This is a genomic window from Hominimerdicola alba (assembly GCF_900109655.1).
GTDB classification, from domain to species: Bacteria; Bacillota; Clostridia; order Oscillospirales; family Ruminococcaceae; genus Hominimerdicola; species Hominimerdicola alba_B.
In genome coordinates this window covers 17,835-41,778 of record NZ_FOAT01000001.1, presented here as the reverse complement: position 1 = coordinate 41,778, position 23,944 = coordinate 17,835, and the positions used below count along the sequence as shown (strand labels likewise).

Annotated in this window: 22 protein-coding genes; 6 read left to right on the top strand and 16 right to left on the bottom strand. The window is 43.7% G+C overall.

Annotated features, from left to right (window positions below; translation table 11 throughout):
- Window positions 1-14: 14 nt before the first annotated feature.
- Genes BMY75_RS00200 through BMY75_RS00190 form a run of 3 tightly spaced genes read left to right on the top strand, consistent with a single transcriptional unit; the run spans window position 15 to window position 1,315 of the window.
- A complete protein-coding gene (locus tag BMY75_RS00200; protein WP_074828948.1) occupies window positions 15-452 on the top strand; it encodes an Imm7 family immunity protein in 438 nt (145 codons plus the stop codon).
- Window positions 449-934, top strand: coding sequence for a hypothetical protein (locus BMY75_RS00195; RefSeq protein WP_074827895.1), 486 nt, complete (start codon window positions 449-451; stop codon window positions 932-934). The genes BMY75_RS00200 and BMY75_RS00195 overlap by 4 nt, the downstream gene beginning before the upstream one ends.
- 33 nt (window positions 935-967) lie before the next feature.
- Complete coding sequence (locus BMY75_RS00190) at window positions 968-1,315, top strand: arsenate reductase family protein (RefSeq protein WP_074827892.1); 348 nt, start codon at window positions 968-970, stop codon at window positions 1,313-1,315.
- A 42-nt stretch (window positions 1,316-1,357) separates the two neighbouring features.
- Here the strand turns inward: BMY75_RS00190 and BMY75_RS00185 are convergent, their stop codons facing one another.
- The 3 genes from BMY75_RS00185 to thrH form a co-directional block, all read right to left on the bottom strand.
- Window positions 1,358-2,002: a M15 family metallopeptidase gene (locus tag BMY75_RS00185; protein ID WP_074827888.1), complete on the bottom strand. Its 645-nt coding sequence runs from the start codon at window positions 2,000-2,002 to the stop codon at window positions 1,358-1,360.
- 194 nt (window positions 2,003-2,196) lie between these two features.
- Window positions 2,197-4,251, bottom strand: coding sequence for a polysaccharide biosynthesis protein (locus BMY75_RS00180; protein ID WP_074827885.1), 2,055 nt, complete (start codon window positions 4,249-4,251; stop codon window positions 2,197-2,199).
- A 172-nt stretch (window positions 4,252-4,423) separates the two neighbouring features.
- Window positions 4,424-5,029 (bottom strand): bifunctional phosphoserine phosphatase/homoserine phosphotransferase ThrH, encoded by a 606-nt coding sequence (gene thrH / locus BMY75_RS00175; protein WP_074827882.1) that lies wholly within the window; start codon window positions 5,027-5,029, stop codon window positions 4,424-4,426.
- Between the two features lie 330 nt (window positions 5,030-5,359).
- Between thrH and BMY75_RS00170 the strand changes: the two genes are divergently transcribed.
- From BMY75_RS00170 to BMY75_RS00160, 3 genes are all read left to right on the top strand, one after another.
- Entirely contained in the window at window positions 5,360-6,514 is a 1,155-nt protein-coding gene (locus tag BMY75_RS00170; protein ID WP_074828944.1) for a ribose-phosphate pyrophosphokinase, read from the top strand.
- Between the two features lie 99 nt (window positions 6,515-6,613).
- On the top strand, window positions 6,614-7,225 hold the full coding sequence (locus BMY75_RS00165; RefSeq protein ID WP_074827878.1) for a DUF3267 domain-containing protein: 612 nt from the start codon (window positions 6,614-6,616) through the stop codon (window positions 7,223-7,225).
- Window position 7,226: 1 nt separating this feature from the next.
- The gene (locus BMY75_RS00160; protein ID WP_074827875.1) at window positions 7,227-7,937 is read left to right on the top strand and encodes an IspD/TarI family cytidylyltransferase; all 711 of its coding nucleotides are present in this window, start codon (window positions 7,227-7,229) and stop codon (window positions 7,935-7,937) included.
- Between the two features lie 58 nt (window positions 7,938-7,995).
- Here the strand turns inward: BMY75_RS00160 and BMY75_RS00155 are convergent, their stop codons facing one another.
- From BMY75_RS00155 to BMY75_RS00095, 13 genes are all read right to left on the bottom strand, one after another.
- Window positions 7,996-8,673 (bottom strand): TIGR00266 family protein, encoded by a 678-nt coding sequence (locus BMY75_RS00155; protein WP_074827872.1) that lies wholly within the window; start codon window positions 8,671-8,673, stop codon window positions 7,996-7,998.
- Window positions 8,674-8,700: 27 nt separating this feature from the next.
- On the bottom strand, window positions 8,701-9,369 hold the full coding sequence (locus tag BMY75_RS00150) for an HAD family hydrolase (RefSeq protein WP_074827869.1): 669 nt from the start codon (window positions 9,367-9,369) through the stop codon (window positions 8,701-8,703).
- 8 nt (window positions 9,370-9,377) lie between these two features.
- Window positions 9,378-9,749 carry an Imm41 family immunity protein gene (locus BMY75_RS00145; protein WP_074827865.1) on the bottom strand — a complete coding sequence of 124 codons (372 nt, stop codon included), beginning with the start codon at window positions 9,747-9,749 and terminating at the stop codon, window positions 9,378-9,380.
- Complete coding sequence (locus BMY75_RS00140) at window positions 9,749-10,864, bottom strand: THUMP domain-containing class I SAM-dependent RNA methyltransferase (RefSeq protein ID WP_074827862.1); 1,116 nt, start codon at window positions 10,862-10,864, stop codon at window positions 9,749-9,751. The genes BMY75_RS00145 and BMY75_RS00140 overlap by 1 nt, the downstream gene beginning before the upstream one ends.
- A gap of 76 nt (window positions 10,865-10,940) precedes the next feature.
- Window positions 10,941-13,070, bottom strand: a complete 2,130-nt coding sequence (locus tag BMY75_RS00135; RefSeq protein WP_242940137.1) for a transglycosylase domain-containing protein — start codon at window positions 13,068-13,070, stop codon at window positions 10,941-10,943.
- Between the two features lie 312 nt (window positions 13,071-13,382).
- Window positions 13,383-15,350, bottom strand: coding sequence for a bifunctional 4-hydroxy-3-methylbut-2-enyl diphosphate reductase/30S ribosomal protein S1 (locus BMY75_RS00130; protein WP_347499919.1), 1,968 nt, complete (start codon window positions 15,348-15,350; stop codon window positions 13,383-13,385).
- Window positions 15,350-16,714, bottom strand: coding sequence for a (d)CMP kinase (cmk, locus tag BMY75_RS18685; protein WP_074827852.1), 1,365 nt, complete (start codon window positions 16,712-16,714; stop codon window positions 15,350-15,352). Before cmk ends, BMY75_RS00130 begins: the two co-directional genes overlap by 1 nt.
- Before the next feature lie 55 nt (window positions 16,715-16,769).
- On the bottom strand, window positions 16,770-18,023 hold the full coding sequence (locus BMY75_RS00120; RefSeq protein ID WP_074827849.1) for a BaiN/RdsA family NAD(P)/FAD-dependent oxidoreductase: 1,254 nt from the start codon (window positions 18,021-18,023) through the stop codon (window positions 16,770-16,772).
- Window positions 18,004-18,900 (bottom strand): MurR/RpiR family transcriptional regulator, encoded by an 897-nt coding sequence (locus tag BMY75_RS00115; protein ID WP_074827846.1) that lies wholly within the window; start codon window positions 18,898-18,900, stop codon window positions 18,004-18,006. Before BMY75_RS00115 ends, BMY75_RS00120 begins: the two co-directional genes overlap by 20 nt.
- Window positions 18,901-18,958: 58 nt before the next feature.
- Complete coding sequence (locus tag BMY75_RS00110; protein WP_074827843.1) at window positions 18,959-19,183, bottom strand: DUF3006 domain-containing protein; 225 nt, start codon at window positions 19,181-19,183, stop codon at window positions 18,959-18,961.
- Window positions 19,180-20,154: a ComEC/Rec2 family competence protein gene (locus BMY75_RS00105; RefSeq protein WP_074827839.1), complete on the bottom strand. Its 975-nt coding sequence runs from the start codon at window positions 20,152-20,154 to the stop codon at window positions 19,180-19,182. The genes BMY75_RS00110 and BMY75_RS00105 overlap by 4 nt, the downstream gene beginning before the upstream one ends.
- A gap of 11 nt (window positions 20,155-20,165) precedes the next feature.
- Window positions 20,166-22,796 (bottom strand): DNA translocase FtsK, encoded by a 2,631-nt coding sequence (locus BMY75_RS00100; protein WP_074827837.1) that lies wholly within the window; start codon window positions 22,794-22,796, stop codon window positions 20,166-20,168.
- Between the two features lie 125 nt (window positions 22,797-22,921).
- Entirely contained in the window at window positions 22,922-23,806 is an 885-nt protein-coding gene (locus BMY75_RS00095; protein ID WP_074827834.1) for an undecaprenyl-diphosphate phosphatase, read from the bottom strand.
- Window positions 23,807-23,944 lie beyond the last annotated feature (138 nt).

The following is a 23,944-nucleotide window of genomic DNA, read 5'->3' as shown; positions in this document are numbered from 1 at the left end:
AAAAAGGTACAGATATGCTTGAATTACATGGTTGGCTCACGATACATGAATGCTACGGGAATGAAGACGCTATGTCCGACTGCGAACTTAATGCCGTGCACGATAATATCAAAAAAATCCTTAACAGCCACGACTGTGGTATTACGCATCGTTACGTAAATGGCGGGAGTTTTCTTAATGTGCTTCATTGCAGCAATCACCGAACTCCAGAGGCTGATGAGATCATAGGTGTTTTCACTGAGATATCAAAAGCGGCTGACGGAAGTTACGGTGTGATATATCTACGTGATGACGAGGACAAAAATTTTTGTAATGAATTTCAGGTATTTGTATTCAAGCATGGTAAATGTTCCAAAGTTAGAGACGATAATCTTTCACCGTGTATACCTAAGATAGAATCTGACATCAACAACACCGAGAAGTATAAGCATATAAAGGAAGTGACTGTATGACTGACAGATATGAACTTCTGCCTGAAAAAGATAAATTTCCGTTTGAAATAATATCCATGCTGATACTTCTTGTGATATTTATTATTGTAGGAGTGATATTGTGCATTCAACACGGAAGTCCGATCTCTGACCTTTTCAGTATCAAAGTCCTTAACCCGTCACTATACATGTTCGCATTTATAGTTCTTTCTATCATCTTTGATTTTGTCAAATATATTATTCGCTGTATCAACAAGAATATTGTGCTTTCAAAAGGCGAGATAAAAAAAGGCGAGATCATCAGCACTTCGGAGGTACCGTTCAAAAGTATAAGAAGAAAAAGTGTTATAGGCTATAGATATATCTATGGTGTAAAGCTTGGTGACGGTAGTATCGTTTATACCGAATGTTACGAAAATGATATTGTCAGAAAATATCGGTTCAGAACTTGCAAAGTACATGAATACAAAGGCAGATTCAGGTTTGACGATTTCCAAAGATGAGAAAAACAACAATACATATAAGGAGGAAAACACATGAAATTCATTTGCTACCCAAAATGTACCACCTGTAAAAAAGCACAGAAGTGGCTGGACGATAACGGCTTGAAGTATGAACTTCGCGATATCAAGGAGAACAATCCGACTTATGAAGAACTGAAAAACTGGCACGCAAAGAGCGGTCTGCCGCTGAAAAAGTTCTTTAACACCAGCGGACTGCTATACAAGTCAATGGAGCTCAAAGACAAGCTACCCACAATGTCCGAAGAAGAACAGCTTAATCTGCTTGCAACTGATGGTATGCTGGTCAAAAGACCTATCCTCGTGAGCAACAACACAGTCCTTGTTGGATTTAAAGAATCTGAATGGGAAAAGCTGAAATAACGAAAAAACGTACCAATGGATAACACATTGGTACGTTTTGTTTTATTCTGAGACAAGTTTCTTAATCTTATCAACTGCGGACTTTACCAGATTCTCCTTGTTCTTGTAAAAATGCTGGTAGTCCTTGGAATTAGTCCAGTCACCGCCCCATTGCCAGCCTTTGCTTGCAAAGACCTTAAAAGCAAGATCGTGATGGTTGATCTTGTGGGGGAAATCGGCTCTTCTGTCAGCGAATTCTGCTGAATTTGCAGGGCTGATCTTTTCACCTACGATATAGGGATTGTACAGCGGGTTTATATCTATCGCTCTGCCAAGTGCGTGAAGCGAAAGCTCCTGGGTACCGGCAACATTCCTGAAATTGAATGCAGATGAATTATTATCAGCCATAGAACGCTCGTCATCGCCGTCATACTCATCGCAAAGACGTATCTTCTCGATCTCGTACTCAGCTTCAAATAGCATCTCAAATATCTCAAGAACCTCTTTAGCCAGAGATTTATGCACTATCATCTCACCCTCGGCGATATTGTGAGAAAAATCAAGATACCTGATATTCAGGTACGAAAGATCATCCATATGTATCTCACTGTTTTCCTTGTAGGTCACGCCCTTGATACGTTCCTTTACATCATCGGGAACAGGGCAGGCAGAAAAGCCCTCACGAAGCATGATAACTTCATTTTTCATCTTACTTCCTCCAAACCAAATGACATGATACCTACACCATGTCTATATCAGCATAGGATATTTTATCAGATATATCCCCTTTTGTCAATACCTTTTTCATTAAATAATAAATTACTTAAGACAAAATGGTACTTCTGCATTGATGATGCAGAAGTACCGAAAGAATTTTAGTGTATTTCTTCAAGCCGATTCCATCATACATTGACAGCCTGTTTAACATTTGAAGAAGAAAGCATGGGTTTTACAGGTGCAGAGGTCGGGTGGAAAGTAGTAACGACTTCACAGACCTTTTCGTAAACACTGTACTCGTCCTCAGTGTAGGCAACGTCCATAAGTTCCTTGATATCTCTTATGAATTTATCATACTTAAATGGTATGGGTTGTCCAATGTGGATCTTCTGGTTCTTGGTACGTTTAAGACCTTCCTCGGACATCAGCTTTTCTTCATAAAGCTTCTCGCCGGGGCGAAGACCTGTATATATGATCTTGATATCTACATCGGGCTTATGACCCGAAAGCTTGATAAGGTTACGCGCGAGAGTATCTATCTTGATGGGCTCGCCCATATCAAGTACATAGATCTCAGAACCGTTGCCCAGGATACTAGCCTGCAGTACAAGGGATACAGCCTCGGGGATACTCATGAAGAAGCGGTTGATATTCTTGTCCACAACTGTAACAGGACCACCCTCGGCTATCTGCTTTTTGAACAGCGGAATTACCGAACCGTTACTTCCCAGAACGTTGCCGAAACGAACGGCACAGAACTGAGTATGAGGAGTAAAGTTTTCAAAAGCTTCATCTGCTTCCCAGTCCTCCCCTGTCATATGAGCGTGAAGTCTGGGCAATTCACTGCATCTGCCATTTTTGACCATATAGTCAAAGGTCTGGATTATCATTTCACACAGACGCTTGCTGGCACCCATGATATTTGTGGGGTTAACCGCCTTATCGGTGGAGATAAGAACAAATCTCTGACATCCGCTGCGCATTGCTGCATATGCGGTCTTATATGTGCCAATAGCGTTGTTCTTTATAGCCTCACAGGGGCTGTCCTCCATAAGGGGAACATGCTTGTGTGCGGCTGCGTGGTAAACTATATCAACGTGATACTTTTCAAATACTTCGTTTATACGCTTATTATCTCGAACAGAACCTATAAGCACAACAAGGTTGAGATCGGGCATATTGCGACGAAGTTCCATCTGTATCTCATAGGCGTTATTTTCGTAAACATCGAAGATTATAAGCTGTTTCGGATTATGCTTTGCGACCTGACGGCAAAGCTCACTGCCTATGGAGCCACCGCCGCCCGTAACGAGTACGACCTTGCCTTGGATACTGTCATAGACCTCAGACATATCCATCTCGATAGGTTCTCTGCCCAGCAGATCTTCAATAGCCACGTCTTTCATCTTTGCAACAGAAACATCGCCTGTAACAAGCTGGTATATACCGGGAAGATTTTTCAGCTCACAGCCCGTCTCCTTGCAGATGTTCAGCACATCGCGCCTGTCCTCAGCTGAAGCGCTGGGAATAGCAACATATATCGCATTAACGTTATACTTCTGCACCGACAGAAGTATATCATCACGTCCGCCTACTATCTGAACGCCGTCAATGTATCTGTCCCATTTATTAGGGTTATCATCGATGATACATACAACTTTTTCATGCAGTGTGGTAGACTGCTCGATATCTCTCATTATCATCTGACCTGCGTTACCAGCACCGATCAGCATAACACGCTTATATCTTCTGTCTCCCTCTTTACCCCGCTCTGAGATCCTTTCGCGCTCAAGCAGGATAAATCTGTAACAGAACCTGATGCCGATGATAAAACAGAATTGCAGCATAGCACCCACGATATAGTACGATATCGGCATACGACCGAATATGACACTGATCAGCACCGTATGGAGGACTGCAAGTTCGGCAGTCGCAAGTGATACACGCTTCAGTTCGGAATAGCTTGCGAATCTCCATATACTCCTGTAAAGCTTATTATAACCGTGTACAAAGAATACCGCTACGATGTAAATCGGCATAAAATACGCATATGCTTTTAGATGTTCACTCGGTATCTTTGTGAAACTCAGGTCATATCTCAGCCAAAGTCCTGCAAAATAGCTGCCTGCGCTTGCTATTATATCGTACAAAACCAGGTACATGGAAATGATCTGCCAGTGCTCAAACCTCTTTTTAGTTCTGAGCTTTACTTTTTTTACTATTCTGGACTCATCTGCCATTATAAAGCTCCCCCCCTATTTTTCTAATTTAACATATTATAACATATTAAACCAATATATGTCAAGTATTTGTATATAAAATAAAAGTTCATATAACTTCCAATAATTGGTCATAGTGGCATAAAAGGACACCGACATGATAAAATGTCGATGTCCGTGATGTCGCTTTATATTATTTAGCTATCTCAGCCTTGATAGCAGCGAGAAGTTCGTCGTAAGTCTCGAATGCGGGAAGCTGAGGATAATCAGCCTTGATCTTATCTGTGCTTCTGAACAGATAGCCAGCACGGCTATTCAGTATCATACCGAGATCGTTGAAGCTGTCACCGCTGGCAATAGTCTCAAAACCACAGGACTGCAGTGCCTTAACGGTAGTAAGCTTTGACTTTTCACAACGCATCTTGTAGCCTATGATCTCGCCGTTATCAGCAACTACCAGTTCATTACAGAAGATGGTAGGCATACCAAGCTTCTTCATAAGGGGCTTTGCGAACTGTGTGAAAGTATCGCTGAGGATAAGTACCTGGCAGCAGTCTCTCAGTTCATCAAGGAATTCCTTAGCGCCAGGCATAGGATCGATCTTTGCAATAGTATTCTGGATCTCCTTCAAACCAAGACCATGCTCCTTCAGTATTGCAAGACGATACTGCATCAGCTTATCGTAATCGGGTTCATCTCTGGTGGTCTTTTTCAGTTCGGGGATACCGCTTGCTTCTGCAAAAGCAATCCATATTTCGGGAACCAGAACGCCCTCAAGATCAAGACAAGTAACTATCATTTTAAATTCCTCCATAATATCTTAAATTTTCCGAATCTAATTATACAACATATTTATGAAAATGTAAAGAGGATTTTTGCATTTTTTGATTACCAATAATGCAAAAATATACTCTATCACAAAATGCACATAGCATTTTAGAAGGTATTCGATTTTTGTTATAACTAACTGCAAAAATTGTTTTTGTAAAAAAGTATAATTTTGGTCAAAAGATGAAAAACTGTTAAATTTCTGAAAAACCCCTTGTAAAAGAACAGATTATAAGTTATAATGTTAATTGGAATAAGGCGGACAAATTTCGCCATGTATAATATGGAGGTATGTAAGATAATGGGCAGTGCTGACAAGATCTTATTTGACAACGATTCCAGAGTGGCTCCTCTGGGACTTATCCCTATGGAGGGTGCAAAGGAACTGGGAGAAAAAGTCAACGCTTATCTGGTAAAGTGGGCTAATGAGGACAATTTCTTTAAGGAGACATTCCTCGTTGATGCTGAGTGTCCCAGATTTTCATCCGGTGACGGCAAGGGTCTTATCAAACAGACCGTAAGAGGAAACGACCTTTTCATTCTCTGTGATATGGGTAATTACAGCGTAAAGTACAATTACTTCGGCCATGAGAACTATATGTCGCCTGACGATCACTATCAGGATCTCAAGCGTATCATCCAGGCTGCAAGCGGCAAGGCTCATCGTATAAACGTTATCATGCCTTCCCTTTACGGCGGCAGACAGCATCGCAGAAACTACCGTGAATCTCTTGACTGTGCTGTAGCACTGCAGGAACTCCAGGCTATGGGCGTTTCAAATGTGCTTACATTCGATGCACACGACCCCAGAGTACAGAACGCTGTTCCTCTGATGGGCTTCGACAACATTATCCCCTCCTATCAGGTTCTGAAATCCATGTTCAGAAGTCTGGACGATTTCAAGCCCGACAAGGCACATTTCATGATCGTATCTCCCGATGAGGGCGCTATTAACAGAAATATGTACTACGCTTCCGTACTTGGCGTTGACATGGGTATGTTCTACAAGAGACGTGACTACTCAACTGTTGTAAACGGCAGAAACCCCATCGTAGCACACGAGTACATGGGCAATGACGTTACCGGCAAGGACGTATTCATTGCTGACGATATCATTTCTTCCGGCGAATCCATGCTGGAAGTTGCTGCAGAGCTGAAAAAGCGCAACGCAAGCAAGATCTACTGCTACGCTACCTATGCTATATTCACAAACGGTCTGGCAAGCTTTGATAAGGCTTATGACGAAGGTGTTATCGATGGTGTTTTCGGTACTAACCTGACTTACAGAACTCCCGAACTGCTGGATAGAAAGTGGTTCCACGAAGTTGATGTTGCCAAGTATATCGCTTACTATATCGCTGCCCTCAATCACGATGCATCTATCTCAGAGGTAATTGATCCTCACAAGAAGATCACCGCTCTGCTGGACAAGTACGATATCAAGAAAGGCAACTAATCTAGTTTAATTGAACGGGCGGTAACTCGCCCGTTTGTTGTATTCGTGGAAATTTCTGCATAACGAAAATAAACAGATCATTAAGAAAGGAGCAGGATCATGCCGAAGATAAAATGGATCGGAGTTATAGATCAGGAAGACATAAAAAAATATCAGACGGCACCTCTGCCTGATAATGCTGTTAAAACAGATCTGCCGAACTCTATGGGCGAGATGATGTTAAAAGCTGCTCCGTTTGCGATCGGTTCATTTATGATATGCATGATATCAATGGTGATGAAATGTTCGGCGGCAAAAATGAATGTCATAAGTATGCCATGGACATTTGCAGGACTTCTGATCGCGCCTGTTTACCTGATCCTACATGAATTTCTTCATGCCATAGTTTACCCAAGAAAAGCGACCGTAAGCATTGGCATACTAAAGCAGTTCGCTGCGGTGGCGCTTGCATTTTATCCGCTGAAAAAGGGTATGTTCGCACTGATGTCACTTCTGCCGTATCTGCTGGGTCTGGTTCCGCTGATACTGTTTCAGCTGGTGCCCGCCGATAACGCAGCACTGAACAGCATACTGTTCATACTTTCTATGATAGGCATGATAAGCCCTTATCCCGATGCATACAATGTTTGCTACATGATACGAAAAATACCCGCAGGCAGCAAAATAGTCTTCTGCGGTGACGATACCTATTATATACCGAAGGAGGGATAGTATGATCTTTGCAGGAATAGTTGCTGGCGGAAGCGGCACACGTATCAAAAATGCCGACAAACCCAAGCAGTTCATCGAAATAGGCGGTGTGCCTATACTTATCAGGACGATCCGCGCATTTGAGGAGATAGGCGAGATCGAGCGTATCTACGTGGGAATCAATCCCGATTGGTATGACTACGCCGACAAGCTTCTGGAGGAATTCAATATCAGCACAAAACGTGTCAGGCTTGTAACGGGCGACAAGGACAGGAATGGAACTGTCTTGAATATCCTGCGTGAGATAACAGCCCTGTTCGGAATTAACAAAGGCGATGTGCTGGTAACTCATGATGCAGTGCGACCATTTGTCAGCGAGAATATAATCCGTGAGAATATTGATACGGCAATGAACGCAGCAGCCTGCGGCACTTACATACCCTCAGATGACACTGTTATCAGGACGACCGATGGTACAACAGTGACGGAGAATCTCCCCCGTAAGCAGCTTATGCGGGCGCAGACGCCTCAGACATTTGAGATATCCACTTTATGCGACTGCATACGAAAGCTTGGGGACGAAAAGCTTGGCTCACTGACGGATACCTGTGGTATCCTTACGGAGTGCGGCTATCCCATACATATCGTAAAGGGAGAACCCATGAATTTCAAGATAACAACCGATCATGACCTGATGATCGCGGGACTAATGGCAATGAGCGAAAGACAGTAAAAAACAAGACGGAAAGACTTGATCTTTCCGCCCTTTTTTGTATACAAATATGTAGTTATCAGGCTCCGGTAGGAATGTAAGGTCTGATAGCGCCTGCAAGATTGCTGACAGGCATTGTCTGGAGCCAAACATGACCTGGACCGGTAATTCTTGTATTGAAGAAGCCCTCGCCGCCGAACAGCTTGTTCTTTAAGCCTGCAACCTGTTCGATATCGATGGAGCAGGAAGCTTCCATAGCAGCAAGACAACCTGTGTCAACCAGCATGGACTGACCCTGAGCCAGCTGATACTCAACGATAGAACCGTCAAGCTCAAGGAAAACAGTACCCTGACCCGAGAACTTCTGCATGATGAAGCCCTCACCGCCGAAGAAGCCTGCACCAAATCTCTTCTGGAAGAATATCTCCATATTAACTCCCATCTCACTTGCAAGGAAAGCTGACTTCTGAGCAACTATAGGCATCTGAGAAACGTCCATGGGCTTGATAGTGCCTGGGAAATTTGATGCCATAGCGATCATGCCGTCACCATTTGTAGCAGTGTAAACATTCTGGAACATGGATTCACCCGAAAAAGCACGGGAAAGTGCCTTTCCTATTCCACCGCCTGCATTGGTGGACATATTCATGTTGGGGCTCATCCAGCTCATAGCTCCCTGCTGACATTTGATCGCCTCGCCGTTGTTCAGATAACAGATAACAACTGGCATCGGCTCGCCTTGGATTTCGTAACGCATTTTTTGTACCTCCTTTATTTGTCAGGTTTATAAACCTGTACTTAACATTTTATCTTTGAATTCCATCAAGCTGTCAAGCTTGACGTATGCCTTTTCAAGCATGATCTCATCAGGTTCGATGAGATCGGGGATAAGAATCGGCATCATACCTGCGGCACTTGCTGAGATTATTCCGTTGCGGGAATCCTCGACTGCGAAAGTATTCTTGGGATCAAAGCCAAGCTTTTCGCAGGCGATAAGGTAGATATCGGGTTCGGGCTTTGATCTCTCCACCATATCTCCACCGATTATCGCATCAAAGCAGTGCAGCAGACCAACTTCTGTCATCTCTCTAACTATTATATCGTAGCGTGTAGAAGATGCAAGACCGATCTTAACTCCGCTTTCGTGAAGCCATTCAAGAACTTCCTTTGCGCCATCTTTGAGTGGGACACCTTTCCTTAAAGTCGCCTGAACTTCCTCATTTACTTCTGCACGAAGCTTTTTAATATCATGCTTATCACCGTAAGCTTCGGTGACTATACGCTCGGTATCCTTATCGTTTCTGCCTGTGCAAAGACGCACATAATACTCGACATTTTCTAGTCCGTGTCTTTCACCGACTTTCAGCCAGCACTTCATACAAACTGCTTCAGTATCAAATATGACACCGTCCATGTCAAATACTATACCGTCAATATTATCTAATGTATACATTTTTCTCCTTAACCATATCTTTCCAATTCAAAGTAACGGTCATCCAACAATTTATCATAACCGCGATAAAAAGCTGTTACTATATAATCCAACCGATCTATATAAACATAAAAATTTTCAGGGAGATCAGCTAACCCGTGAGAATCACCACCATCACAATGATAGATAAGTTCTTTAAGGAAACGCTCATAACAATAGCTTACCTGTTCAGCAAGTTCACGGGTGAATACCTTATTATTCACAAGAAATTCGATACTGTCATAGACCTGCCAGAATTCTTCTTTTGGAAAACGATTCTTTTCATACATGATATATGTAAATGTGTTTTCCTTGACATTAAAATTATCAGAAAGAATCTGCTTTGCTGTTTCAATATCCATTATTTAAAATACATATACAGATCACATTTGATCATGCCGTTATACAGCTTGCGCTTTTTATCAGCCTTTTTGCCGAAGAATTTTTCAAACTCCTCATGTGGTGAGATTATATAACAAGGTCTTTCCCTTGACGGCTGCAATCTTTCACCGAGACGCTTGTACAGTTCCTCAGCATCGCGAATCTCCAGCAATCTTTCGCCGTAGGGAGGATTGCAAAAAGTGATGCACTGTTCGGGCTGAACAAATTTGCTGATATCCTGCTGCTTGACTGTAAGCTTAGAACCTACACCAGCCTTTTTGGCATTATCTCTTGTAAGCTCCACCGCGATATCATCGACATCAAAGCCGAAAGCCTTGAAACTTCCCTGCTTGTCTATCATATCCATAGCTTCTGCGCGGGCATTCTGCCAGACCTTTTCAGGAATCTGATCCCATTTTTGCGCCGCGAAATTCCTACGTATACCGGGAGCAACCTTAAGCGCCTTGTAAGCGGCTTCGATAAGAAAAGTTCCCGAACCGCACATGGGGTCGCATACGATGGAATCAGCTCTGACTCTTCCTAAGTCGATAATACCTGCGGCAAGAGTTTCCTTGATAGGTGCAGCATTGGAATTTCTGCGGTATCCGCGCTTATGCAGACCCTCACCGGTGGTATCGAGATAAAGAGTAAAAACATCTTTCATCAGCGAAAATTGCAGCTGATGCTTAGCACCTGTTTCTTCAAAATAGGAAATACCGTAGACTTTTTCAAGCCTCTTGACACAGGCTTTTTTTATAATCTTCTGACAATCGGGCACGGAATGAAGCTGTGAATCCAGCGAATGCCCTTTTACGGGAAAAGCATCATACTTTCCGATAAATTCTTCCAGCGGTATATTCATAACACCCTGAAACAGCTCTTCAAAACTGCGGGCAGTAAATGAAGCAAGCTCAATAAGCACTCTTTCACCTGTGGAGACCCACAGATTTGCTTTTGCAACGGTATTATAATCGCCGCTGAAAGTGACCTTGCCGTCAGTAACGGTAAGGTTCTCCCCTCCTATCCTTTCGATCTCAAATTTTAATGTCTTTTCAAGACCGAAGTGACAAGGGATACATAGTCTTAAATTATTCATAATTGACCTTTCAAAATAAGACCTCCGTACTTATATGGTACGGAGGTCAATACCATCAACTTAACGGTAAATAGCTTTAGTGGTAACAATAATCAGGAACGTTTGATGCCTTAAAATAGCCTACCTGCTGACTTGCGCAGCGATCAGTTGCTATAAGTCCTGTACTTGTACAGAAGTTAAGCTTTACAACAGTATCAGGCATGGGGAAACAGCCTTCATCATCAAAACTCTTATGAGGCTCTGAATCAGCTATATCACCGAAGATATTCTTCCAAATGGCACCGATATTCTGATAATCATTTGTCGGTATGGTCTCAAGTTTCTCATAACCTATCCATATACCCGAAACGTAATCGGGAGTACAGCCTACAAAGTTAAGATCGTTCCAGCTCTCAGACGTACCTGTCTTACCAACAAGATCTGTCTTCTTCAGCTTAGCGTATCTACCAGTACCTTCTTTGTCGTTGATGACATACTGCATCATTCGATTCATTATATAAGCTGTACTGTCAGAAATAGCCTGTTTGTAACCGTCAGTTTTCTCGTAAACAACTTTTCCGGCAGCATCCTCTATCTTATAAATATAGCTCTTTTCGTACTTTCTGCCTCCGTTTCCGAAGATCATATATGCACCAACAAGCTCATCAAGATGAAGACCATAGCCGAAAGCACCTACAGTAAGAGGAGCATAGTCATTATCGGTATCTAACAGGTTAGTTATATCAAGTTTAGTTTTCAAGAAATTATATGAATACGATGGTGTAAGCTGATCGATAAGCTGTGCGGGCATGGTATTAAGAGATTTAAGCAGCATCTGATATGTGTAGAAATTCTTATATGACCAGTTACCCTGAGTAGCATCAAATTCAGAATAGTTTACAGGCCAGTCTTTACCATTTAATTTTATGGGCTTATCGTTATATGCCGATGTCATGGTGATAAGATCCTGATCCAGGGCAGGTGCATAAGAAGCAATAGGCTTTATACACGAACCCGGGGATCTTTCACCATTAACAGCCTGGTTCCAACCCAGCATCTCATCTTTTTCTGAACGAGAGCTGCAGACGGCTTTAACATTGCCTTTATAGTCCATACAAACAAAGGCAGACCATAGTGTATCATCCTCAGGATCCATATACCAAGTTGTAAAATTACTTGCATCCTGCATTTTCTTTTCGATCTCATGCTGCATATCGATATCTACACAAGTATAAATAGTATAGCCACCATTAGAGATCTTCTCTGCTGCTTCATCAATCGAAATGCCTCTTTCGGAAGCAATTCTTTCCCTGGCTTCCAGAATAGCAGCATCAAGATACCAGTCAGTCATACCCTGCTCTTCAAGCTCACCGTCATAAACAGTTTCACTTGAATAATCAAAATTACCAGCAAGCTCCAAAGGTTCATTAAGAGCGTCATTATACTCCTGTGAGGATATCGCTCCGTTTACAAGCATACGCTCAAGACAGTGCTGCCTTCTGATATCATTATTTTTGATATTATCGATAGGGTTATTCCAAGCCGGGGCATTGTTCATTCCTGCAAGACAAGCTGCTTCGGCAAGATCAAGTTCTGAAACATCTTTACCGAAATAGAAATTAGCAGCTGACTGTACACCAATTATATCATATTTCTGAGTACCCTGGGGAACAACATTAAGATAAGTCTGGAGAATATCTTCCTTAGTGTAGTTCTTCTCAACGTTTATCGCACGAAAAACCTCACGGATCTTACGCTCGATACCCTGCACGCCTGATGCCGCATCATCGCCGGTCAGGTTCTTGATGGTCTGCTGAGTAATAGTAGAACCGCCTCGTTTGGAACGATTAGGCAGAAACGCATTTACAAAAGCAGCAAAAGTACTCTTGAAGTCAACACCATCATGGGCATAAAAACGTTCGTCCTCGGTATACACAAAGGCATCCTGTACAACCTGAGGTATCTGATCAAGATCGACCCACAGTTGATGCTTGTACTCGTTCCTCATGGTATAATACAGCACATACTTGTCCTTCGGGTCATCGGTATCCTCATCATAATCAGGGTTATCGTAAAGGAATCTCGTGATATTGCTTTCAACGTTCTTTTCAAGCATGATATCTGTAGTGGTATCAGCAAAATTCAGAACGTAGATGGTAAGTACCGTGCCAAAGATGGACAGAGTAATTATTATTATCAGAAAAATCGACAGAAGAAGCGTACCCATAGCTTTAAGTATATGAACAACAGGGTGTGTTCCTCGTCTTCTATGTTTTGTTTTATTTCTTCTTTTTTGTTCCATATAATAAGACCTTCCAATACTGACTGCGTTTACCGCAAACATTACATATCAATTATAGTATACCATATTTCCTAGAATAATGCAAGACTCTTGCTTACAAAATATGGAGCGGTAAACAAACAAAAACCGTACAATATACTTATTTAACTCGCTTAAAAGCACATTTATAAACGGTTCAGCTCTCTATTTTTCACAAAAAAATGGGGACGTTGACCGTCCCCATTAAATTAATGCTGATTATTCAGCGTCGGTCTCCTCAGTTTCCTCATCATCAAGCAGAGCTCTTCTGGAGAGGCTGATCCTCTTCTTATCAGCATCTATCTCAGTGATGCGGCAGTCAACAACATCGCCGACAGCAAGTATATCAGCAACGTTATTTACTCTCTGATTAGCGATCTGAGAGATGTGGATAAGACCATCGATACCATCAATGATCTGTGCAAATGCACCGAAGGAGGTGATAGAAACGATAGTTGCCTTAACGTCCTGACCTACCTCGTAGTTGTTAACAAAGATCTCCCAAGGATTCTCGGAATCCTTCTTGTATGTAAGGGATACCTTCTTGGTCTCAGGATCGATATCCTTGATTTTAACAGTAACGGTGTCGCCGATAGAAACAACATCGGAAGGATGCTTGATCCTGTTCCAGCTAAGGTCAGCTCTTCTTACAAGACCGTCAACGCCGCCCAGATCAACGAATACACCGTAATCTGTGATGGACTTAACAACACCTTCCATCTCAGCGCCAACTGAAGCAGTATCGAAGAACTTGGACTGTGCAGCAGCCTTCTCTTCTCTAGCTACAGCTCTTACAGAGCCAACAGCTCTCTGCTTAACGTCATTTACTTCAAGGATCTTGAACTTAACAGTCTGCTTGAGCAGATCGTTGAGATCGAAATCTCTTCTGGGAGCAGCCTGAGAAGCAGGAACGAATACCTTTACGCCGTCAGCGGAAACAAGTACGCCGCCCTTAACTACGTTGGTAACGATACCCTCAAGGATCTCGCCGCTCTCAGCAGCATCCTTGATCTTCTGGAAGCTCTTGTCAGCGTCAACTCTCTTCTTGGAGAGCATTACAGTACCGTCGGTATCGCTGGTCTTGATAACGATCAGCTCGATGGTATCGCCAACACTTACGATATCCGCAGGCTTCTTGCCGGGGTCATCTGTAAGTTCGCTCAGTGATACATAGCCTGTGTGCTTGGTTCCGATGTCAACGATGACTTCGGTTTCGTTCACAGATTCGACAGTGCCTTCTACCTTCGCTCCCGGATATATTTTTTTGAGGGTCTTATCGATCGCCTCCAGATTAAATTCTTCGTCAACAGTATTGTCAACATTGTTCAGCAGTTCACTCATAGTGTCCTGTACCTCCTTTATAATATAGCCGGGTGTCGAAGCACCGGCAGAGATCCCGATAAATTTTGCACCTGTCAGGTCAAGACCGCATCTTCGCAGATCTTCGGCATTCTCCACGAGAACACATTTGCAGTGCTGTTCGCAGATAGCCTTAAGCTTGTGGGTGTTAGAGCTGTGTTTTCCGCCCGCTATCACCATTATATCCGCTTTTTTTGCCAGCTCTTCAGCCTCATTCTGGCGGATATTGGTGGCATTGCATATCGTTTCACATATCTCCGCATGGGGAAGATATTTTTTGAAAAGCGGTACACATTCTTTCCACATATTCTTATTATACGTCGTTTGAGCCAAAATTGCAACCTTTTTTGACAAAAAATCTTCATTTTTCACCAAATTTTCAAATTCGCCACAATTTTCAAACACATAACACTCGCCATGACAGTGTCCCATTATCCCTTTCACCTCAGGATGACTGGCATCACCTGCTATCAGTATCACATGACCCTCGGCAGATTTTTCACCGGCTATATTATGTATCTTTGCAACAAAGGGACAAGTCGCATCAACGACCTCGGTGTCAAGCTCAGCGAGCTTATCATAGACATCTCTGCCTACGCCGTGGGAGCGTATCACAACTGTCTGACCATTTCTGACCTCATCCAGTTCCACGGGATAAACCCCTCTGGCTTTAAGGTCATCAACGACGTTCTGATTGTGAATGATCGGACCTAACGTTACAATATTATTTCGGTTATCTAATTCATTATACACCATTTTTATCGCTCTGTCTACACCAAAACAGAATCCTGCGCTTTTAGCAACAGAAATTTTACAATTAGTTAACATCATTCATTCACCAGACTAGTAATTTCTTCCATTACTTTATTTTTTAAAACTTTGAGAGACTTGCTGTCGGTATTATTCGCTCCGATCTCGGCGGGAACAATTGGCTTGCCGTAACGAACGATCACTTTCTTACGGAATTTCAGCTTGCCCTCAAATGTAATACCAACAGGAATTATCTTAGTCTGTGCGACAGCAGCGATAAGTGCAACACCGGTTTTGCCCTTTCCGACCTTACCGTCACGAGAACGGGTGCCCTCGGGGAAAATCGCAAGATTTCTGCCGTTCTGGAGCTTTTCAATAGATGTATCGATCGCGCCCGTATCGCCCTTTCCTCGACTGACAGGGAATGCACCCAAAGCTGTTATCAGATGTTTAAAAGCCTTGTTTCCCTGAAAAAGCTCCTCCTTAGCCATATATGACAAAGGAACGCGGGCGTGAAGTGCAATAAAAACGGGGTCCTGATAACTGCGGTGGTTGGAAGCGAAAATATTTCCGCCGTCCTTGGGGACGTTTTCAACGCCCTCCCACTTAATATCATAATAAAGATGATAGATGCCAATGGTTATCCATCGCAGCAGACCGTAAACCAAGACCCGCAGTGGGTTGACCTTATTGGTCTTGTTTATGGGTCGGACTTCCATTATCGCCTTGGGAGCCCTTTCCTTTTTCTCGGTCACGGGAGTATCATTTTTTTTTTCACCGAGCTTCTCGGTAATAACTCGGCATATCTCATCTATTGACTGCTGAAGATCAAGCTTGGTAGTATCTACCTCTACCGCATCATCGGCCTTTTTAAGAGGAGCGGTCTCACGGTGAGTATCGTTGAAATCGCGTTGTTCGATATCACGGAGAACTTCCTCGTAAGTTGATGGGTCGCCTTTCTCCTGAAGTTCCTTGAAGCGGCGTTTCGCTCTTTCCTCGGCGGAAGCAGTAAGGAATACTTTTACATCAGCGTTAGGCAGAACTACCGTACCGATATCCCTGCCGTCCATGATGATATCGTTCTCCTTAGCCATGGTCTGCTGGAGATCAAAAAGGAATGTTCTTACCTCGGGGATAGCAGAGGTTTTTGAAGCAGCCATGGATATCTCGGGCGTTCTTATCTTATCGGAAACATCCTCGCCGTTAAGAATAACGTGCTGAGCGCCGTCCCTGTATTCAAGCTTAATAGATATATCATTCAGTTTTTCGATGATTGCGGAAGTATCATCCAGGTCTGTGCCGCTGGTTACCATATAGCAGGCAACAGCGCGGTACATAGCGCCTGTATCAACATAAACATACTGCATTTTAGCGGCAACTGCCTTTGCGATAGTTGATTTTCCTGCGCCGGAAGGTCCGTCAAGTGCGATATTAATTCCCATATTTACAACTCCTTATATAGTATTCAGCTGTAATTAAGCTGAAACCAGAATTCATTTATTGATACGTATACTCCACAGCCTGCGCACAGGCATATGCAGTAGACCATGCTATCTGCAAATTGAAGCCGCCTGTGTATGCATCAAGGTCGAGTATCTCACCGATAAAGTATAAGTTATTACACAGCTTGGACTGCATAGTTTTCGGGTCTATCTCGGATAGCTCAACACCGCCTCGGGTGATTATGGCTTCATCTATGGGACGAAGCCGCTTGACCTTAAAAGTAAGCTTTTTGATGACTTCCACAAGAGAACGCCGTTCATCACGGGTTATCTGATTCACACGCTTTTCCGAAGGTATGCCGCTTCTTGCAACGATGACAGGTATCATCTTTGCGGGAAGAAGTTTTCCGAGAGAATTGCCGAACTCGCGGTTCGGAAAATCAGAAAAATCCCTTAAGATACGCGCATCAAGCTGTTCGTTAGAAAGTGCGGGTTTCAGATCGATATCAATATGATAGCTGTGCTTTTCGATATCGCGTATATGCGCGCTTGCAGAAAGCACGAGAGGTCCCGAAAGCCCGAAATGCGTGAATAGCATCTCGCCCAGTTCTTCGTACAGAGGTTTTGTGCTGTTGTCCTCGCGAAGAGAAAGCGTGCAGTTTTTAAGGCTAAGACCCATCATTTCAGCACATTCTTCTGATTCCTCGGTTACTATTGGACAAAGCGAGGGTGTTATAGGCGTTACGTGATGTCCTGCTGATTTTGCGAGCTTATAACCAAAGCCGTCAGAACCCGTTTTAGGGTAGGAACGTCCGCCTGTGGCGATTATCACACTTCCGCCGCGGTATTCCTTATCTCCGCACTTAACGCCAACTGCACAGCCGTCCTCAATGATAAGTGAAGTCACTTCCCCGCTGACAAGTTCAGTTCCGCAATCCAGACAGAACTTCACCAGTGCATCGGCGATATCATGGGCGCTGTCGCTAACAGGAAAGACCCTGTTACCGCGCTCGGTCTTCAACGGAACACCAATTCCCTCGAAAAATGCCATAGCATCCTCAGGGGTGAACCTGCTGAGTGAAGAATACATAAAGCGATTATTGCGTGGAATATTCTTCATCACGGTTTCAACATCACAATTATTGGTTACATTACATCTGCATTTTCCTGTGATACGGAGCTTTCTTCCAAATCGCTCGTTTTTTTCGATAATAACAGTGCTTTTGCCAAGTGTTGCAAGCTGAGCACCGCAGAAAAGTCCTGCCGCGCCGCCGCCGACTATAACTGCATCATACTTCTTCGTCGGCATCGTTATTCTCCGTATTCTCAGAGTTTTTTGCGTATACGTCAAAATCTTCCCAGACCTTTTCAAGCTTGCCGAAAGTCTGTGTCACAAGATCAACATTTCTGATAGAAATTGCGGCGATAAGTGCATTTACAAGACTAAGGGGCGCAACTAATGAATCGGCAAATGAAGCCATATCGCTCTTAGCAAGCAGAAGTGCGTCCGCATAATCGGTAAGGGGCGAACTTGTGGAATCGGTTATGGCGATAACTTTCGCACCATTGGTCTTGGAGTATTTCAGCGCTTTCACCGTCTGATTTGAGTATCTCGGGAAAGAGATACCTATCATGACATCATCTTTGTCGATGCGCATGATACGTTCAAAAAGCTCAGATGTTGTGGTGCTTGGAACGAGCTTTACGTGGGGGAAAAGCAAGTTCAGATAATAGTTCAGAAAATAAGCCAGCGCCGCAGAGCTTCTTGTGCCGATGATATATATGGTATTAGCCGATGTGATAAGATCAACGGCATGATTGAAATCGTTCTTGTTGGTCTCATTCAGTGTTGCGCGGATACGGTCGATATCCTGGTTAAGCACTCGCTGGAGAACGTCCTCGCCGTTCATTTGCTCAGAGCTGACCTCGATACGCTGTACAGCAGTCAGCTTGTTGCGCATAAGATCCTGGAGCTGCCTTTGCAGTTCGGGATAACCGTCATAACCCAGTTCGGAAGCAAACCTGACCACCGTCGATTCGCTAACACCTACTGTCTTGCCCAGTTTCTGCGCGGTCATAAAAGCCGCCTTATCATACTGCGAAAGTATGTAATTTGCAATAAGCTTGTGACCCTTTGAAAGGCTCGGAAGCTTAGCCTTTATGACCGAAAACAGATCTCTGTTCATATATATCACTCCATTTCAATGCATATTGCGTTATCTGTTATGATAATGGTATGCAATTTCAATCGGTAGACTTTCCCAACAATTTTTCCTGCAATGCTGAGATCTCAGCACGTCTTTCGGACATTGCTGTTTTATCATTAAGAAAACGTCCGTCTCTGAAAACTAAAATATCTCCGCTTTTCACATCGGGTGGAAGTTTTTTCAGATCAATATTTATCGTAGCGCCCTCGCTGTCCTCACAGACTGCAAATTCGCCTTCAATCCTGTCAACCGCGAATCTCATTTCTTGTCCCTCTCACATTCAACTGTAAGTCCTTCGCCGTCCGAAATGAAAACCACACTGCCGTCTCGGGCGGTGATATAGGTATTTCGTGCGTATTTTGAAAGCCGCCTTACTGTCTCTTTATGGGGGTGCCCGTAATCATTGGCTTTTCCACAGGAAATAACAGCGTATTCGGGATCGACAACATCGAGAAAATCAGCTGAGGAAGAAGTCGAGCTGCCATGATGAGCGGCTTTGAGTACTTTCGCTTTAAGATCAACGCCCTTATCCAGCAGAGTTTTCTCTTCCTCATTCTCGCAGTCACCTGTAAACAGGAAACTGTTTTTCTCGTGAACGACCTTGACAATTAGAGAATAGTTATTGAGATTATCCGAATCCTCTACACCCGAGGTGTATATCTGCACATCACAGCACCCCAGATGAAAACTCGTATCCTCAGGGGACATTACCGAAACATCCCTTACATCAACTGCTTTCAGCATATCTTCGTAGCACTTGGTAGTAGGTACGTAATCATCGGGGATACGCGGCATCATGAAGCTGTCAACATCGAAAGTGTAGATTATCTCAGCCATTTCGCCAATGTGATCCGAATGAGGATGTGTAGCTATAAGACGGTCGATATGGTGGATGCCGTGTCTCAGAAGATAAGACTCGACGGCATTGCTTTCATCTCGCTCGCCGCTGTCAATCAGCATTATCTGTCCCTGCGATGCCACAAGTATGCAGTCGCCCTGACCCACATCAATGATATGGACTTCAAGATCTGAGCGGGTGGCTGGTCGGTCAGCAAGACCAAGCTTCACCATAATATCCTGAACGGATATTATTTGAAAATAATGTAAGAGCCAGACTACTCCTGCGGCAAATAATACTAGTATCAGCAGTATGAGCCGCACTCTTTGCTTTATGGAAAGCCCACTTACCTTTTTCGGGGGCGGACTGCTCTTTTTACCTTTTTTATCAGCCATTGTAAAGCACCTTATCTTCTGGCACGCATTTCAAGCCATTCTTCCTCGGTAAGGTTGATCTTTCGGGGCTTTGCGCCTTCCTGAGGTCCGATTATGCCCATTTCCTCTATCTGATCCATAATTCTGGAAGCTCTGGAAAAGCCCAGTTTCAGCTTACGTTGTAAATATGATGTTGAAGCATTACCAGTGGAAACAATAACGGTTATTGCCTGATCGATCAGATCATCATCAGGATTGATAATAACGTCTTCGGAATCACTGTTTCCGCCGCTCTTCTTGTCTTCCTTGGGCTTTGGCATATTCTCCTCGACCTCTGCCATGATATCAGCGCTGTATTCCGCTGAATGTTCACTTTTAAGGAATTCTACGACAGATTTTATCTCGGGAGTATCAGCAAAGCCCGACTGTATACGTATAGGTGTCTTGACACCCACAGGCTTGTACAGCAGGTCTCCGTTACCCAGAAGCTTCTCAGCACCGCCCTGATCCATGATAACTCGTGAATCCACGTTACTGGATACGCTAAGGGAAACTCGCGAGGGGATATTAGACTTGATTAGTCCCGTGATAACGTCCTTTCTGGGGGACTGTGTAGCGATTACCATGTGAATTCCCGCCGCACGTGCAAGCTGTCCCAGCCTGATGACAGAATCCTCGACCTCACTGCCCGCCGCCATCATAAGATCGGCAAACTCATCGATAACTATGAGTATTTGTGGCATTAGCTTCATTTTAGCAAACATAGGATCAATTTCATCGACAGGCTTTGAATGTTCGGCGGTAAGCATCTCGTTGAATTCTTCAAGATTCTTGACGTTATTAGCTTCGAACATCTTGTAGCGCTTGTTCATCTCGTTAACTGCCCAGCCCAGTGCGCCTGCGGCTTTAAGCGGGTCGGTTACAACAGGGATAAGCAGATGAGGTATCCTGTCATAAAGCTTGAATTCGACCATTTTAGGATCGATAAGGATAAGCTTGACTTCTTCGGGAGAAGCGTGATACAGCACACTCATGATAATAGAGTTGGTGAACACTGATTTACCTGAACCGGTAGTGCCCGCAACCAGTAGATGGGGCATTTTTGCAATATTTCCCACAACTATCTTGCCTTCTATATCCTTGCCGACAGCAAAAGTAAGCTTGCCCTTGGCATTACGGTATTCGTCACTGTCAATAAGCTCACGAAGAGAAACAGGGTCTCGTACATCATTCGGCACTTCGATACCAACGCATGGCTTTCCGGGAACAGGTGCTTCGATACGTATACTCAGCGCCGCAAGATTAAGTGCGATATCGTCAGCTAGGCTGAGTATCTTAGCCACCTTGACACCTGCCGCCGGCTGTAGTTCATATCTTGTTACCGAAGGGCCTCTGAAAATGCCTGTGATTCGTGTCTTTACTCCGTATACTTCCAGAGTTTCCACCAGTTTGCGGGATTTCTCCTGTATCTCGGCTTCTATTATCGCCTTATCGATCTTCTTTTTGGGATATTTAAGCACATCAACAGGCGGGTTCACGTACACAGGTATCTTTTCGTCCTCTTCAAACATCGTAGTCTGACCCTTGCTGTTTATATTTACAACCTTGGGAAGATCGGGCTTGTCCTCGTTATCCGAAGCAGGAGAATTCTTACGGTTAACTGCCGCTTCGATGATCTTTTTGAGTTCTTCTCGGTCTTCGCTGTCATCGGGAGTTTCTTCCTCAATTATCTCAACGGATACTTCCTCAGCCTTGGAAAGATCTCGCTTCTTTCTTGAAGGCTTGATATCATCGGCGATAGTTTCGCCATTATCGATTATCTCTTCAACTTCATGCTCAGGCACCTTATCATCATCGGTGACAAATTTAGCGAAATCAACGCGCTGTTTGCCGCGAGGAACAGTTTCTTCCATAGCGGCAGGCGCCGGAAGTCCCGGTCTGCGTCTCATTTCATTATCGCCGTTACCTAACTGACCTTCCCTCTCCTGCCTTGCAACTACACGCTCAACTCTATCGGTGCGAACTGCTTCGACCGATGCAACAAAAGGTCTTGAAAGGAGCTTGAACAGCTGCGGAAGAGTAAGATCGGTAAGAAGAAGTATAAAAGTAAATGCGATCAGCAGGATAATAATAGATGCACCCAGCCTTTTGAAAGCCGCAAGAAGAGGCCAGCCAAGCACAGCGCTGGCAAGTCCGCCGCCGCGGAGTTCAACGCCGTCATCGTACAGACCTTTAAGCTTTTTGAAAAAACTTCCGCCCTGTACAGAACCTACCTGTAGTATCTGAACCATACCGCTTGAAAGCAGCATAAGTACACCGCCCTCGACACACTTGGCAACAACGGTATTTTTCTTCGTATTTGACGCTATCATAAGCGCAACATATATCATCATTGGGGCAAACAGAAACACAGCTAAACCGAAAAGTCCGCGATTGAGATCATGCAGTGACCGCCACAGACCATCTCCCCTGATGAACGTGATGAAAAGCTCCAGCACGCCTGTGAAGAACAGTATGTATGACCAGAAGCGCCTGAACTCCCTTTCTCTGGCAGCATTAAGAGCATCCTGTGCTGCCTTGCTTACTTTCGGTGAGCTTTGAGCCGTCTGTTTTTTTAGAGCCGGTCTTCCGGTTGTTTTAGACCCCGGGGCATTTGCTGCCATTTAAACACTTTCCTTTCATCAAATATGGTGAATTTTCTTATGGTTCAAAAAACCGCAAAAAGCCTGAATCATCACAAGGGTCGATATTTCAGCCCCAGATATCAAGCTTCTTCGCAGATATGTAATTATTTAAAACTGATTGGATGACCCATGCAGAATTCGATGAATGCGACAACAAGTACTACTGTGCCGAGACAAAATGTATAGTATGAAAACACCTTGAACTTATCGCTCTTCACCAGCCAGCTGACAAGTTTTATAGCAAGTACGCCTACTATTGCTGCCACAATAAATCCGACAGCACAGTTGGTAAAGCCTACTTTTTCAACCTTGACATTTGAGTCCATTACATTTTTAAAATACTCTGCCACTTCAAGCAGACAGCTAAGCAGTATAACGGGTATTCCGAGAATAAACGAATACTTTACAGAGGTTTCACGCGAGAATCCCGAAAACAGTCCTGCGGAGATAGTAGAACCGGATCTCGATACACCGGGAAGAAGCGCAACACCCTGGAAAAGACCAACTGTTATGGAATCCTTAACTTTAATATCCCCTGCTTTTTTATTTCCCTTTGTACATCTGTCAGACATAAACAGGATAGCACCTGTATAAAGGAAGCAAAGTCCCTCGGCAAAAATAGAGCTATCCTCGCCTATGGATTCAAACCAATCCTTGAAAATAGCAAAAGGCGCAAGGCACAAACAAGAAACGATTATCATAACGATCATTCGACGCTGAGGGTTCATATCTTTAAGGGTAAACCTGCGGTTAAAAATATCAGAGCAAATATTGCCCAGCTCTTTAAAAAGCTCCAAGATATCTTTTCTGAAAGCTATGAAAACAGCGACCAGCGTACCCAGATGCAGTACTGCCGAAAACAAAAGCGCACCCTCGCCATTATTGCCTGTGAAATGCTGATACAGTGAAAGATGTCCAGAACTGGAAACCGGCAAAAATTCTGTCAAACCCTGAAGTATCCCCTGTACGATCGCATCAAATAAACTCATTTTGTCCTCCGTATATAACTCGCCGCTTCCACGACTTTTTTCTAAATATATTATTACAGCCGCAGATATCACAATGCTGTTCGCAGACCGATGACCTTGTTACTACATCATATGCTGAAATTATTTAAACTATCATCA

Excerpts from the sequence above, each read along its gene's own strand:
- BMY75_RS00120 (WP_074827849.1), bottom strand. The coding sequence starts at position 18,023 with ATGCCGACGAAGAAGTATGATGCAGTTATAGTCGGCGGCGGCGCGGCA.
- BMY75_RS00195 (WP_074827895.1), top strand. The coding sequence starts at position 449 with ATGACTGACAGATATGAACTTCTGCCTGAAAAAGATAAATTTCCGTTT.
- BMY75_RS00095 (WP_074827834.1), bottom strand. The coding sequence starts at position 23,806 with ATGAGTTTATTTGATGCGATCGTACAGGGGATACTTCAGGGTTTGACA.
- BMY75_RS00190 (WP_074827892.1), top strand. The coding sequence starts at position 968 with ATGAAATTCATTTGCTACCCAAAATGTACCACCTGTAAAAAAGCACAG.
- BMY75_RS00130 (WP_347499919.1), bottom strand. The coding sequence starts at position 15,350 with ATGTTAACTAATTGTAAAATTTCTGTTGCTAAAAGCGCAGGATTCTGT.
- thrH (WP_074827882.1), bottom strand. The coding sequence starts at position 5,029 with ATGATAGTTACTTGTCTTGATCTTGAGGGCGTTCTGGTTCCCGAAATA.
- BMY75_RS00135 (WP_242940137.1), bottom strand. The coding sequence starts at position 13,070 with ATGGGTACGCTTCTTCTGTCGATTTTTCTGATAATAATAATTACTCTG.
- BMY75_RS00170 (WP_074828944.1), top strand. The coding sequence starts at position 5,360 with ATGGGCAGTGCTGACAAGATCTTATTTGACAACGATTCCAGAGTGGCT.
- BMY75_RS00150 (WP_074827869.1), bottom strand. The coding sequence starts at position 9,369 with ATGTATACATTAGATAATATTGACGGTATAGTATTTGACATGGACGGT.
- BMY75_RS00155 (WP_074827872.1), bottom strand. The coding sequence starts at position 8,673 with ATGCGTTACGAAATCCAAGGCGAGCCGATGCCAGTTGTTATCTGTTAT.
- BMY75_RS00105 (WP_074827839.1), bottom strand. The coding sequence starts at position 20,154 with ATGGCTGATAAAAAAGGTAAAAAGAGCAGTCCGCCCCCGAAAAAGGTA.
- cmk (WP_074827852.1), bottom strand. The coding sequence starts at position 16,714 with ATGGGAATTAATATCGCACTTGACGGACCTTCCGGCGCAGGAAAATCA.
- BMY75_RS00115 (WP_074827846.1), bottom strand. The coding sequence starts at position 18,900 with ATGAACAGAGATCTGTTTTCGGTCATAAAGGCTAAGCTTCCGAGCCTT.
- BMY75_RS00165 (WP_074827878.1), top strand. The coding sequence starts at position 6,614 with ATGCCGAAGATAAAATGGATCGGAGTTATAGATCAGGAAGACATAAAA.
- BMY75_RS00145 (WP_074827865.1), bottom strand. The coding sequence starts at position 9,749 with ATGGATATTGAAACAGCAAAGCAGATTCTTTCTGATAATTTTAATGTC.
- BMY75_RS00110 (WP_074827843.1), bottom strand. The coding sequence starts at position 19,183 with ATGAGATTCGCGGTTGACAGGATTGAAGGCGAATTTGCAGTCTGTGAG.
- BMY75_RS00185 (WP_074827888.1), bottom strand. The coding sequence starts at position 2,002 with ATGAAAAATGAAGTTATCATGCTTCGTGAGGGCTTTTCTGCCTGCCCT.
- BMY75_RS00140 (WP_074827862.1), bottom strand. The coding sequence starts at position 10,864 with ATGAATAATTTAAGACTATGTATCCCTTGTCACTTCGGTCTTGAAAAG.
- BMY75_RS00180 (WP_074827885.1), bottom strand. The coding sequence starts at position 4,251 with ATGGCAGATGAGTCCAGAATAGTAAAAAAAGTAAAGCTCAGAACTAAA.
- BMY75_RS00200 (WP_074828948.1), top strand. The coding sequence starts at position 15 with ATGCTTGAATTACATGGTTGGCTCACGATACATGAATGCTACGGGAAT.
- BMY75_RS00160 (WP_074827875.1), top strand. The coding sequence starts at position 7,227 with ATGATCTTTGCAGGAATAGTTGCTGGCGGAAGCGGCACACGTATCAAA.
- BMY75_RS00100 (WP_074827837.1), bottom strand. The coding sequence starts at position 22,796 with ATGGCAGCAAATGCCCCGGGGTCTAAAACAACCGGAAGACCGGCTCTA.